This is a genomic window from Streptomyces xinghaiensis S187 (assembly GCF_000220705.2).
In the GTDB taxonomy this organism is placed as follows: Bacteria; Actinomycetota; Actinomycetes; order Streptomycetales; family Streptomycetaceae; genus Streptomyces; species Streptomyces xinghaiensis.
Genome location: NZ_CP023202.1, coordinates 1,044,477 through 1,057,308, shown reverse-complemented (window position 1 = coordinate 1,057,308; position 12,832 = coordinate 1,044,477). Strand labels below are relative to the sequence as shown.

Here is a 12,832-nt window from a genome sequence, read left to right as displayed (position 1 = left end):
TATGAACCGTGCGAGGTGCGTGACCGGTTCCGCGCAGCTGTGCGAGACGGGGGACGGCTCGCGGGCGAGCCCGGGGGCGCCGCTCATTCCTCCGGGAAGGACTCCCGCAGTTCCTCCCGCATGGACCGCTGGAACGCCGTGACCAGGGCCTGCACCACCAGCGGCTGCATGTGCGCCGACAGCACGCGCACCGTCTCCACCTGGTCCGGGTCCTCCTCCCGCTCCCGGTACGGCTCCCAGACCTCGTCCCGGAAGAGGCGGCTGAGCTCCCGCGCCGCCGCCCGGGTGTGCTCCAGGACGACGGAGCGGGCCGCGAGGAGCGTCTCCAGGCCGACCGGCACATCGAGCAGCCGGACGCCCAGGTGCAGCAGCGGGGGATCGACCCGGAAGACGTCCGGGTCCTCCGTCCGCACCGCCACGTTCATCGCGGCGAGCCGGTCGATGTCGCTCTCCTCCAGCGGCCGGCCCGCGCGCCGCTCCAGCTGCTCGCGGGTGGCCTCCTCCGCCCCGTCGGGCGCCCAGGACGCCACCAGGGCCCGGTGCATGGCCAGATCCTGGGCGCTGAGATCCTCCGGGAGGCGGCGCAGATAGCGCTCGATGGCGGCCAGCGTCATGCCCTGGTGCCGGAGTTCCTCGATCAGCGCCAGCCGGGACAGATGCTCCTGGCCGTACCGCCCGACCCGGCGCGGGCCGATCTCCGGGGGCGGCAGCAGCCCGCGGGTGCTGTAGAAGCGGATGGTGCGGACGGTCACCCCCGCGCGGGCGGCCAGCTCGTCGACCGTCAGGCCGTGGACGGTCAGCTCCTGGGGCATCGGCTGCGCCTCGCTCTCTCGTTCCTCTGCGCCGGTCGTGTTCAACAGTATTGCTGTCTCACCGCCCGTGTGAAACCTTTCGGAAGCGGGTGATCCGTCCGCCGCCCGGGCCGGACGCACTCGGGCTAGGATCCGGGCCGTGGACGTGGAAACGGCCGCCGGTGACCTTCTGGCGTCTCTCGCGGCGCAGGCCGACGCGGATGTCGCGCTCGGTGTGCAGCGGTATTTCCCGGAGGGGATCCGCGCGCTCGGGGTGCGCAACGCCTCCGTCGCACAGCTCGCGAACGACTGGTTCCGCGAGAGACGGGACGTTCCCGCGGCCACGCGGATGGCTCTGGCGGAGGAGGTGCTGTCGCGCGCCTCCCACCACGAGGAGGTCCTGCTCGGATTCGCGCTCCTGCACCGGGTCGCGAGGACCGGACTGGGCGGCGAGCTCCTCCAGCGCTCCGAGCACTGGCTCGGAACATATGTGTCGAACTGGGCGCAGTGCGACGACCTGTGCCTGAAGCTGCTGTACCCCTTCTTCCTGGGACACCTCGACCGGATCCCGCGGACGCGGCGCTGGGTCGCGTCCCCGTCCCCATGGGCGAGGCGCGCCGCGAACGTCGCCGTCGTGAAGTTCGTCCGGCGCACGGTGGGGCGGTCGACGTTCGAGCTGCCGCTGTCCCACGTCTTCGGCAACTGCACCCGGCTGATGCGCGACGACGATGTGTACGTGCAGAAGGGCTGCGGGTGGCTGCTCAAGGTCACCGGTGCGGTCCATCCGGACGAGGTGGCCGCGTTCCTGCGCACCTGGCACACGGACATGAACCGCGACACCTTCCGGTACGCGCTCGAGAAGTTGGACGAGGAGACCCGGGCTTCCCTGATGGCGTTGAGGTCCCCGCGACGGTGACCGCTTCCGGAGCGCCGGGGACGGTTTCCGGTGCGTCGGGGACGGTGGCCGTGCCGCTTCGCCCGCCTCATGAGATCTTGGTGGTACGGGTGCCGCCGCCCCCGCGGACTGCCGGGCAGCCCCGACGCCGGACACACGGGAGAGCCATGAACCCCCGCACCCCCGGCCCCGGCGCGGACCCCGGGCCGGTACGCCGGACCGCGGACCCCGAGCCGCCGCCCGTGGGCGGCGTGCTGTGGAGCATCGCCGGGGACATCCGGGGGCTGATGTCCCTGCCCTCGGCCCTGGTCCTGCAAGTCGCGCACCCCGCCGTCGGCGCGGGCGTCGACGACCACTCCGTCTTCCGCACCGACCCCTGGGGCCGCGGCGAGCGGTCGCTGCGCTCGGTGATGCTCTGGGTGTACGGCGGTGAGCGGGCCGCCGAGGAGGGCCGCAGACTGCGGAGGCTCCACCGGACCATCCGGGGCACCGACGCCCGCGGCCGCCGCTACCACGCCCTGACCCCCGCCCACTACGCCTGGGTCCACGCCACCGGCTTCCCCGTCCAGCGGCACGCGCAGCGCTACCTCGGACGTCCCTTCACCGAGGCCCAGGAGCGGCAGCTCTACGCGGAGTGGCTCCGGGTCGGCCGCATCCTCGGCATCCACGACCGGGACATGCCGCAGACCGTCGAGGAGTTCTGGCCGTACTACCGCAAGATGCTCGACGAGGAGCTGGAACAGAACGCCGTGGTCGAGGAGTTGGTGGCCACGGACCGCCCCGTGCCACCGCCCGGCGGCGGCCCCCTGCCGCTGCGGCTTCTGCTGCGCGCCCTCTGGCCCGTCCTGCTGCCGCCGCTGGCCCGCGTCCGCCGCTTTCTCACCGTCGGGCTGATGCCGCCGGACGCGCGGCGGGCCCTCGGCCTGGAGTGGACGGAGCGGCAGGAGCGGGCGCTGCGCCGGTTCGGCCTCGCCGTCCGGACGCTGGTACCGCTGCTCCCCGAGCGGCTGCGCTATCTGCCCCTGGCGCGGGAGGCGCGCCGCGCGGCCCGGCGCGGCGCCCCGGGCCGCGCCGGGCGGAGGACCCCGGGCGGGGCGCGGCGCGCTTTCTGACCGGCAGGTCCGCCGGTTCCCTCCGGCCCCGGGCCGGCCCGGGGCCGGAGGGAACCGGCGTTGCACCGTTCCGTACAGAAGCGGCGACGGGGGGTCATGTTGCCGCCGGGACGACTGCGAGGCGTGGTGAGCGGGTATCGGACACCCGCGTTCGCACGGCCGGGTCGTCCGGCCGGATCGTCGAGGAAAGGTGCAGAGGTGTCGGAGAACGAGCAGCGGACGGAGGGAAGCGGCGGCGCCCACACCGCCCCCGTCCATGAAGTGGTGGCCCTGCTGCCGGGCAGCCCCCACCTCAGCGGCCCCCCGCGGACCGACCGTCTCGTCTTCGGCGTCAGCGCCGTGCTGGCGCTCGCGTTCGTCCTCTGGGGCTCACTGGCGACCGAGACCCTGAAGAGGGTCTCCGGCTCGATGCTCGAAGGGCTGATGCACAACGCCGGCTGGGCGTTCGTCCTGGCGGCCTCCGGCTTCGTGGTCTTCGCCCTCTGGCTGGCCGTCAGCCGCTACGGCCGGATCCCCCTGGGCGCCGAGGACGAGAAGCCCGAGTTCCGCACCGTCTCCTGGGTCGCGATGATGTTCAGCGCGGGCATGGGCATCGGCCTGATGTTCTATGGGGTGAACGAGCCCCTGGCGCACTTCACCGACCCGCCGCCGGGCACCGACCCCGCCGACTCGGCCGCCGCGATGCGGACCGCGATGTCCACCACCCTCTTCCACTGGACGCTCCACCCCTGGGCGATCTACGCCGTCGTCGGCCTGGCCATCGCCTACAGCACCTTCCGGCGCGGCCGCCGGCAGCTGATCAGCTCCGTCTTCAAGCCGCTGATCGGTTCCCGGTACGCGAACGGCTGGGGCGGCCGGGTCATCGACATCCTCGCCATCTTCGCCACCCTCTTCGGCTCCGCCACCTCCCTGGGCCTCGGCGCCCTGCAGATCGGCAGCGGCTTCACCGAGCTCGGCTGGATGGGGCAGGTGGGCACCGGCCTGCTGGTCGCGATCATCGCCGTGCTGAGCGTGGCCTTCATCGCGTCCGCCGTGTCGGGCGTCGCCAAGGGCATCCAGTGGCTGTCGAACATCAACATGGTGCTGGCCCTGGTGCTGGCCCTCTTCGTCTTCGTCGGCGGTCCGACCGTCCTGATCCTCGACCTGCTGCCGACCTCCCTCGGCGGCTACCTCCGCGACCTGCCGCAGCTCGCCGGCCGGACGGAGGCCGCCAGCGGTGAGGACGTCGCCGGCTGGCTGTCCTCCTGGACCGTCTTCTACTGGGCGTGGTGGATCTCCTGGACGCCGTTCGTGGGCATGTTCATCGCGCGCATCAGCCGCGGCCGCACCATCCGCCAGTTCATCGGCGGGGTGATCCTCGTCCCCAGCACCGTCAGCCTGGTCTGGTTCGCGGTCTTCGGCGGCACGGCCATGCGCTTCCAGGAACTCGGGCGGCTCGGGGACGAGAAGACCCCCGAGGGCCAGCTCTTCGGCGTGCTGCGGGAGTTCCCCCTCGCCACCGCGGCCGCCGTGCTCGTCATGGTGCTCGTCGGCATCTTCTTCGTCTCCGGCGCGGACGCCGCCTCCGTCGTGATGGGCACCCTCTCCCAGAGCGGCTCCATCGAGCCCCACCGGATGGTCGTCATCTTCTGGGGCGTGGTCACCGGGGCGGTCGCGGCCGTCATGCTGCTCGTGGGCGGCGGGGGAGACGACGCGCTCTCCGGCCTCCAGCAGATCACCATCCTCGCCGCCGCGCCCTTCACCCTCGTCATGATCGGCCTGTGTGCGGCCCTTCTGCGCGATCTGCGCCGGGACCCGCTGATCGTGCGCGGGGAACGGGCCGAGGCGGCCATCGAGACGGCCGTGATCGCCGGCCACGAGCAGTACGCCGGCGACTTCGCCCTCCACATCGGACCGGGCGACGGCGAGGACGGCGAGGACGGCACCGACCGCGGGAGCGGTACGGGCGGCGGGGCCCCGGGCCCGGCCGGCTCCTCCGCACCGGACACCGCCCCGCACCGCACCGGCGGACCCCCGGAGAAGCCCGCGGACGGAACCTGAGCGGACCGGCCCCGCGGGCGCCCCGGCCGAGGCGCCCGCGGGAGGACCGAGGGCGTCCCGGCGGCCGGGGCGGCCGGGGGGCCGGGCTCCGGCGGGGCCGAGGGGGCCGGACGGGGACGGGGAAGGTCCGGCCGGCGCCGTACCGGGCCCTAGAATCGGCACCCTCATGAACGCCACCCTCGTCGCCAAGAACCTCACCGCCGGCCACGGCGAACGCTCCCTCTTCTCCGGGCTCGACCTGGTCGTCGCCCCCGGCGACGTCATCGGCCTCGTCGGTGTCAACGGCGCGGGCAAGTCCACCCTGCTCCGGCTGCTCGCCGGGCTCGACAGCGCCGAGGACGGGCAGGTGCGGCTCAGCCCGCCCACCGCCACCGTCGGCCACCTCCCGCAGGAGCCCGAGCGCCGGCCCGGCGAGTCGGTACGGGACTTCCTCGCCCGCCGGACCGGGGTGAGCGCCGCCCAGGCCGCGCTGGACGCCGCCACCGAGGCCCTCGTCGAGGAGCGGCCGGGCGCCGACGACGCCTACGCGGCCGCCTTCGACCGCTGGCTCTCCCTCGGCGCGGCCGACCTGGACGAACGCGCCGAGGACGTCACCGCCTCCCTCGGCCTCGACACCGGCCTCGACCGGCCCATGACCACCCTCTCCGGCGGCCAGGCCGCCCGCGCCGGCCTCGCCTCCCTGCTGCTCAGCCGGTACGACGTCTTCCTCCTCGACGAACCCACCAACGACCTCGACCTGGACGGGCTGCAGCGCCTGGAGACCTTCGTCCGCGGGCTCCGCGCCGGCACCGTCCTCGTCAGCCACGACCGCGAGTTCCTCACCCGCACCGTCACCAAGGTCCTCGAACTCGACCTGGCGCAGCAGCAGGTGAACCTCTTCGGCGGCGGCTACACCGCCTACCTGGAGGAGCGCGAGACCGCCCGCCGCCGGGCCCGCGAGGCGTACGAGGAGTACGCCGGCACCCGCGCCGGCCTGGAGGCCCGGGCCCGCACCCAGCGCGCCTGGATGGAGAAGGGCGTCAAGAACGCGCGGCGCAAGATGAGCGACAACGACAAGATCGGCCGCAACGCCCGCACCGAGACCACCGAGAAACAGGCCGCCAAGGCCCGGCAGACCGAGCGGCTCATCGAGCGTCTGGAGACGGTGGAGGAGCCGCGCAAGGAGTGGGAACTGCGGATGGAGATCGCCGCCGCGCCCCGCTCCGGCGCCGTCGTGGCGACCCTGCGCGCCGCCGAGGTGCGGCGCGGCGGCTTCCGCTTCGGCCCGGTCGACCTGCAGATCGACTGGGCGGACCGGGTGGCCGTCACCGGCGCCAACGGCTCCGGCAAGACCACGCTGCTCGCCGCCCTCCTCGGCCGCCTCCCGCTCGACGCCGGGCAGGCGGCGCTCGGGCCGGGCGTGGTCGTCGGCGAGGTGGACCAGGCACGCGGACGGCTCTTCGGCACGGACGGCACGGACGGCACGGGCGGTGCGGGCGGTGCCAGCGCGGACGGCACCCCGCTGCTGGAAGCCTTCCGGGCGGCCACCCCCGAACTGGACCCGGCCGAGGCCCGGACGCTGCTCGCCAAGTTCGGGCTCGCCGCCGCCCACGTCCTGCGTCCCGCCGCGACCCTCTCACCGGGGGAGCGCACCCGCGCGGCCCTCGCCCTCCTGCAGGGCAAGGGCGTCAACCTGCTCGTCCTGGACGAGCCGACGAACCATCTCGACCTGCCCGCCATCGAGCAGCTCGAAGCGGCCCTCGCCTCGTACAACGGCACGCTGCTGCTCGTCACCCACGACCGCCGGATGCTCGACGCGGTCCACGTCACCCGGCGGATCGAGGTCGCCGGGGGACGCATCACGGAGCGCTGACGGGCGGGGTGCGCGGCGCCGGGGGAGTGAGCACGGCGCCGATGCTCGCGGCCACCACCAGTCCGATGGCCAGGCCGGTGACCAGCGAGAGGGCCTGGTCGAGGACGAGGAAGCCGGCCGCGGCCGCCACCGCCGGCTCCACGCTCATCAGCACGGCGAACGTCGCGGCGGGCAGCCTGCGCAGCGACGCCAGCTCCAGGCTGTAGGGCAGCACCGAGGACAGCAGGGCGACCGCCGCGCCCAGCCCCAGCGTCACCGGGTCCAGCAGCGTCCGTCCGGCGCTCGCCACCCCCAGCGGCAGGCTCAGTGCGGCGGCCACCACCAGGGCCAGCGCCAGGCCGTCGCTGCCGGCGAAGCGGCGGCCGGTGCGGGCGGACAGCAGGATGTACAGGGCCCACATCGCGCCCGCGCCCAGGGCGTACGCGACCCCGGCGGCGTTCAGCTCGTCGAAGCCCCCGCGCCCCAGCAGCAGGACGCCGCCGAGCGCCAGGACCGCCCAGAGCCAGCTCACCGGGCGCCGTGACGCCACCACGGACAGCACCAGCGGGCCGAGCACCTCCAGGGTCACGGCCGTGCCCAGCGGAATCCGCTCGATCGCCTGGTAGAACAGCGTGTTCATCCCGCCGAGCGCCAGCCCGAACGCGGCCACCAGGCCCCAGTCGGCCCGGCTGTGACCGCGCAGCCGCGGCCGGCAGAGCACCATCAGCACCACGGCCCCGAACAGCAGCCGCAGCGTCACCACCCCCAGTGCTCCCGCCCGCGGGAACAGCAGGGCCGCCACCGCCGCGCCGAACTGCAGTGACAGGGCACTGCCCAGGACGAGCCCCGAGGCCCGCACTTTCCCGCCGGCCCGCCGCCCGGACGGGGCACGGCCGGTGCCGGTGGCCGCGGCGGGCCCGGGGGAGGTGTCGTGAACTGCGAGGTCGTCGGGCATGAGCCCCACGCTAAACGGCCGCCGCCGTCCTCCGGAAACCGGATTCCGAACCCGGCGGCGCGGGTGGGCCCGGCGGCCGGGGACGCCGGGCCCCCGGCCGCTACGAGCGGCCGCCGCCCTCCGGTTTCAGCAGTCCCGCGCGGCGCAGCGCGTCGGCCATCGCGCCGTTCGCCGGGGCCGCGTCACGGCCGCCGCCGCCCCGGTTCCCGCCCCGGCCCGCGCCGCCGCCCCGGCCGCCCTGGCCTGGCCGGCCCTGCCGGGGCTGGGGCGCACGGCCCGGACGCCGCTCACCGCCGTTTCCGGCCGGGGCCGCCGCGCCGGGCGCCGGGACCTCGTCCTCCAGCCGCAGCGTCAGCGAGATCCGCTTCCGCGGGATGTCCACGTCCAGGACCTTCACCCGGACGATGTCGCCCGGCTTCACCACGTCCCGCGGGTCCTTGACGAAGGTCTTCGACATCGCGGAGACGTGGACCAGGCCGTCCTGGTGCACCCCGACGTCCACGAACGCGCCGAACGCGGCGACGTTGGTGACGACGCCCTCCAGCAGCATCCCCGGCCGCAGGTCACCGATCTTCTCGACGCCCTCCTTGAACGCGGCCGTGCGGAACGCCGGCCGCGGGTCGCGGCCCGGCTTCTCCAGCTCCTTCAGGATGTCCGTGACGGTCGGCAGCCCGAAGGAGTCGTCGACGAACTCCTCCGGCCGGAGCCTGCGCAGCACGGCCGTGTTGCCGATCAGTCCGCGCACGTCGCTGTCCGCCGACCGCACGATCCGGCGCACCACCGGATACGCCTCCGGGTGCACGCTGGACGCGTCCAGCGGGTCGTCCCCGCCCTGGATCCGCAGGAAGCCCGCGCACTGCTCGTACGCCTTCGGCCCCAGCCGGGCCACGTCCTTGAGCTCCTTGCGGGTCTTGAACGGGCCGTGGGTGTCGCGGTGGGCGACGATGTTCTCGGCGAGCCCGGCGCCGATGCCGGAGACCCGGCCGAGCAGCGGCGCGGAGGCGGTGTTGACGTCCACCCCGACGCCGTTGACGCAGTCCTCCACGACCGCGTCCAGCGAGCGGGACAGCTTCACCTCGGAGAGGTCGTGCTGGTACTGGCCGACGCCGATCGACTTGGGGTCGATCTTCACCAGCTCCGCGAGCGGGTCCTGCAGCCGGCGGGCGATGGACACCGCGCCGCGCAGCGAGACGTCCAGCTCGGGCAGTTCCTGCGAGGCGAAGGCGGAGGCCGAGTACACGGAGGCGCCGGCCTCGGAGACCATCACCTTGGTGAGCTTCAGCTCCGGCTCGCGCGCGATGAGATCGGCCGCCAGCCTGTCCGTCTCCCGGGAGGCGGTGCCGTTGCCGATCGCGATCAGCTCGACGCGGTGCTCTCGGGCCAGCCGGGCCAGGGTGGCGAGGGAGGCGTCCCACTTCTGCTGCGGGACGTGCGGGTAGATCGTCTCCGTGGCGGCGACCTTGCCGGTCGCGTCCACCACGGCCACCTTCACACCGGTACGGAAGCCGGGGTCGAGCCCCATGGTGGCGCGGGAGCCGGCGGGGGCGGCCAGCAGCAGATCGCGCAGGTTCGCCGCGAAGACCCGCACGGCCTCGTCCTCCGCCGCCTGCCGCAGCCGCAGCCGCAGGTCGATGCCGAGGTGGACGAGGACGCGGGTGCGCCAGGCCCAGCGCACGGTGTCGGCCAGCCAGCGGTCCGCCGGGCGGCCCCGGTCGGCGATCCCGAACCGCCGGGCGATGGCCGCCTCGTAGGCCGTCGGTGCCCCGGCCGTCTCCGGCTCCTCGGGTTCCAGCGCGAGGTCGAGGACGTCCTCCTTCTCGCCCCGGAACATGGCGAGGACCCGGTGCGAGGGAAGTTCGGTGAAGCCCTGTGAGAAGCCGAAGTAGTCGGCGAACTTGGCGCCCGCCTCCTCCTTGCCCTCCCGGACCTTCGCGGTCAGCCGCCCTCTGGTCCACATCCGCTCGCGCAGCTCGCCGATGAGGTCGGCGTCCTCGCTGAAGCGCTCGGTGAGGATCGACCGGGCGCCGTCCAGCGCCGCGGCGGCGTCCGCGACGCCCTTCTCCGGATCCACGAAGGCCGCCGCCGCGGCCTTCGGCTCGGCCGAGGGGTCGGCCAGCAGGCCGTCGGCCAGCGGCTCCAGCCCGGCCTCCCGGGCGATCTGCGCCTTGGTGCGCCGCTTGGGCTTGAAGGGGAGGTAGATGTCCTCCAGCCGCGCCTTGGACTCCGCGGCGAGGATGCTCGCCTCCAGGGCGGCGTCGAGCTTGCCCTGGCTCCGCACCGATTCCAGGACGGCGGCGCGCCGCTCCTCCAGCTCGCGCAGATAGCGCAGCCGCTCCTCGAGGGCGCGCAGCTGCGCGTCGTCGAGCATCTCGGTCGCTTCCTTGCGGTAGCGCGCGATGAACGGCACGGTCGAGCCGCCGTCGAGCAACTCGACGGCGGCCCTGACCTGCTGTTCCCGTACGCCGAGCTCCTCGGCGATCCTGCCCTCAATCGACGTCGTCACGATCCCGTTCCGCCTTGTCGTCGTGCTGGAGACTGCATTGTGGCAGGCGGCACGGACAGCCGGGCCGGTGACTCGTCGGCCGGGCGCGGCCGACGGGAGCGGCGGTCGCGGTCAGACCCGGCGGGTGCTGCGGGAGGCGCCGCCGAACAGCTTGCTCAGGACACGGAAGGGCAGGGTGACGACGGTGGCCAGGGCGCCGCCGACGGCCCGGAGTGCGTCTGCGATGGCACGGAACACGTGGTCCTCCTCTGGTCGGGCGTGCTCTGACGGCTACGTCCGCTTCGCGGCCGTGTGCACGGATCCTCCTGATCCGTGCGGCCGTACACCGCGTCTGACCGGATGCGGCAGGTCCAAACAATCCGCCCGCGCCCCGCCATGCCCGCCGGTCCGCCCGCCGCGCGGCCGCTCAGCCCTTGCCGAAGAGATCCGGCGGGAAGGCGCCGGCCATCACCGCCGCGTTCCGCCACTCGACCGCCAGAGCGGTCAGCCGCTCGACACCGGCCGCGCCCAGGTGCTCGTACGGGGCCCGGTCCAGCCGGTCCGTCTCCTCCTCCAGGGTCTTGCGCAGCCCGGTGCCGGCGTCGGTCAGCTCCCCGGCGGCGTCGAGCAGTCCGCGGTCCCGCAGCCGGTCCTGTGCCGCCGACCAGTCCGCCTCCGTCCAGCCGCGGGTCCGCAGGGCCCAGGCCGGTGCCATGCCCCGCCCGCTGGCCGTATGGCTGACCAGGGCCTCCAGCGGGTCCAGCCCGGCGCCGACGAGCAGCGCGACGTGGCCGTCGCCCCGGTGTTCGCGCAGCAGTGTGGCCGCGTGCCAGAAGGCGAGGTGCGGCTCCTCCGGTACGGGCAGGTCGGCGTGGGCCGCGTACAGGGGCCGTCCGGACCGCCCGCAGGCCTCGGCGGCGCGCAGCGCGAGCTCCGCGGCCTCGGCCATCCCGGGCGAGGCGATGACGTCCTCGCCGAGCAGCCGGCGCAGGGTCGCGTCGGCGGCGCGCAGCCGGGCGGCGAGCACCGCCTCGGGGGACGCGGTCTCCCACATCGCGGGGACGTGCCGGGCCACCAGGTCATGGCTGAAGTTGTAGAAGGTGGCGGTGACGGTGCCCGCGCCGACGGCGCCCATCGGGGCGGAGCGGGCCGCGAAGTAGGCCGCGCGGGAGCTGCCGAGTCCGAGGGCCGCCAGCTCCCGGCCGAGGTCCGGGGAGAAGTAGAGCGCCGAGTGCAGCGGGTTGACAGCGTTGTGGCAGTGCCGTCCGGCACGCGGGGGCAGGGAGGTCGTCGTCATGCCCGGCAGGTTACGCGCCGGTAATGAGGCCGGGGAAGGGCGGTCGCCGGCGCTGCCCGCGGGGCCCGGGGCGCCTGCCCCGCCTGCTCCGCCCGCCACGTCCGCCGTGGACCATGCCGGGCTACGGCCGCTCGGCGCGCACGGGTGACCGGCGGCCGCCGGTGCTCAGCCCGCCCAGGTGAAGCGCGGCGGGCGGCGCTCCAGGAAGGCGCTGACGCCCTCGGCGGTGTCGCCGCTCCCGCGGGCCTGCTCCGCCCAGTGGGCCACCCGCTCCGGCCGGGCGTCGCCGTTGGCGAACTCCTTGGCGGCGGCCTGGGTCAGCAGCGACCGGGAGGCGAGGGTCCGGGCGAACTCCGCGACCCGCCCGTCCAGGTCCTCCGGCGGCAGCAGTTCGTCCACCAGGCCGGTGCGCAGGGCGCGACCGGCGTCGATCAGCTCGGCGGAGAACAGCAGGAACTTCGCGGTGGCCGGGCCGACCAGTCCGGCGAGACGGCGGGTGGCCGTCGCCGGGTAGACGATGCCGAGCCGGGCGGGGGTGACGCCGAAGGAGGACCCCTCGGCGGCGAAGCGCAGGTCACAGGCCGCGGCGAGCTGGCAGCCGCCGCCCACACAGTAGCCGCGGACGGCGGCGAGCGTCGGCTTGGGGAAGGCGGCCAGCGCCTCCTCGGCGGCCACGGCCAGGCTCTGCGTCCCGCCGCCGGCGGGTTTCCCGTCCCCGGCCCCGTTCTCGTCCCCGTCCTCGCTTCCGGCGCCGCTCAGCTCGGCGATGTCGGCGCCCGCGCAGAAGGTGCCCCCGGAGCCGGTGAGCACCAGGACCCGTACGGAGGCGTCGGCCGCGAGCCGTTCCAGCAGCACGGGCAGCTCGCGCCACATGGCGGCGGTCATCGCGTTGCGCTTCGCCGGGTGGTGGATGGTGACGGTCGCGACGCCGTCGCGGACCTCGCACAGCAGGGTGCCGGCGGGGACCGCGGAGCCGGTGCCCGCGGCGGAACCGGCGGAGGGGGAGAGGGCCATGCGCCGGATGCTATCCGGGCCCTCGGAAGGCAGGGACGGGGAGGTGGGCGGGCCGGACGGCCTCGGGCGGCAGGGACCGCCGGCGCGTTGGCCTTCATCCTCCGCTTCACCGGTCTCAGGAGCCCCGTCAACCCCACCGACAACGGCATGGACGCTGTGCTCCGCCCCGGAGGCCCGGATGGCGGGGACACCGGGGCGGTCGCCGGGAACGGCGACGGCGGACGGGAACGCTCAGAACTTGTCGATCGGCGCACACTTCCGGGCAGCAGACCGGATTCGACCGTTCCGTTGCCAGCATCGGTCCGGGAGCGAAGCAGCCGCGACGCGGATGTGCCCGGCTGCCCCGGCACGACCGCGGGGCGGGAGGGGAGCTCTCCGAACCGGAGGGGGCGGGCAGATGGAGAGCTGGGAGGAC

At 74.6% G+C, this 12,832-nt stretch carries 10 protein-coding genes; 4 read left to right on the top strand and 6 right to left on the bottom strand.

Annotated elements, in window-relative coordinates:
• Positions 1-83: 83 nt before the first annotated feature.
• Positions 84-812, bottom strand: a complete 729-nt coding sequence (locus SXIN_RS04535; protein ID WP_019710780.1) for a MerR family transcriptional regulator — start codon at positions 810-812, stop codon at positions 84-86.
• A 139-nt stretch (positions 813-951) separates the two neighbouring features.
• On the opposite strand from SXIN_RS04535, the gene SXIN_RS04530 reads away from it, so the two are divergent.
• From SXIN_RS04530 to SXIN_RS04515, 4 genes are all read left to right on the top strand, one after another.
• The gene (locus tag SXIN_RS04530) at positions 952-1,707 is read left to right on the top strand and encodes a DNA alkylation repair protein (protein WP_019710779.1); all 756 of its coding nucleotides are present in this window, start codon (positions 952-954) and stop codon (positions 1,705-1,707) included.
• Positions 1,708-1,853: 146 nt separating this feature from the next.
• Entirely contained in the window at positions 1,854-2,798 is a 945-nt protein-coding gene (locus SXIN_RS04525; protein ID WP_095756618.1) for an oxygenase MpaB family protein, read from the top strand.
• A 261-nt stretch (positions 2,799-3,059) separates the two neighbouring features.
• Positions 3,060-4,838 (top strand): BCCT family transporter, encoded by a 1,779-nt coding sequence (locus SXIN_RS04520; protein ID WP_238153928.1) that lies wholly within the window; start codon positions 3,060-3,062, stop codon positions 4,836-4,838.
• A gap of 166 nt (positions 4,839-5,004) precedes the next feature.
• On the top strand, positions 5,005-6,690 hold the full coding sequence (locus tag SXIN_RS04515; RefSeq protein ID WP_019710776.1) for an ABC-F family ATP-binding cassette domain-containing protein: 1,686 nt from the start codon (positions 5,005-5,007) through the stop codon (positions 6,688-6,690).
• On the opposite strand, the gene SXIN_RS04510 is transcribed toward SXIN_RS04515, so the two are convergent.
• The 5 genes from SXIN_RS04510 to SXIN_RS04495 all read right to left on the bottom strand — a co-directional run bounded on the left by SXIN_RS04510 (position 6,677) and on the right by SXIN_RS04495 (position 12,417).
• Positions 6,677-7,624, bottom strand: a complete 948-nt coding sequence (locus SXIN_RS04510; RefSeq protein WP_050931030.1) for an EamA family transporter — start codon at positions 7,622-7,624, stop codon at positions 6,677-6,679. The two genes, SXIN_RS04515 and SXIN_RS04510, sit on opposite strands and share 14 nt — an antisense overlap.
• A gap of 100 nt (positions 7,625-7,724) precedes the next feature.
• On the bottom strand, positions 7,725-10,127 hold the full coding sequence (locus tag SXIN_RS04505; protein WP_095756616.1) for a Tex family protein: 2,403 nt from the start codon (positions 10,125-10,127) through the stop codon (positions 7,725-7,727).
• A gap of 111 nt (positions 10,128-10,238) precedes the next feature.
• Positions 10,239-10,364, bottom strand: coding sequence for an LPFR motif small protein (locus tag SXIN_RS32700; RefSeq protein WP_019710773.1), 126 nt, complete (start codon positions 10,362-10,364; stop codon positions 10,239-10,241).
• A gap of 169 nt (positions 10,365-10,533) precedes the next feature.
• Positions 10,534-11,403, bottom strand: coding sequence for an SCO6745 family protein (locus tag SXIN_RS04500; RefSeq protein ID WP_019710772.1), 870 nt, complete (start codon positions 11,401-11,403; stop codon positions 10,534-10,536).
• A 165-nt stretch (positions 11,404-11,568) separates the two neighbouring features.
• On the bottom strand, positions 11,569-12,417 hold the full coding sequence (locus SXIN_RS04495; protein ID WP_095756615.1) for an enoyl-CoA hydratase/isomerase family protein: 849 nt from the start codon (positions 12,415-12,417) through the stop codon (positions 11,569-11,571).
• Positions 12,418-12,832: the final 415 nt, after the last annotated feature.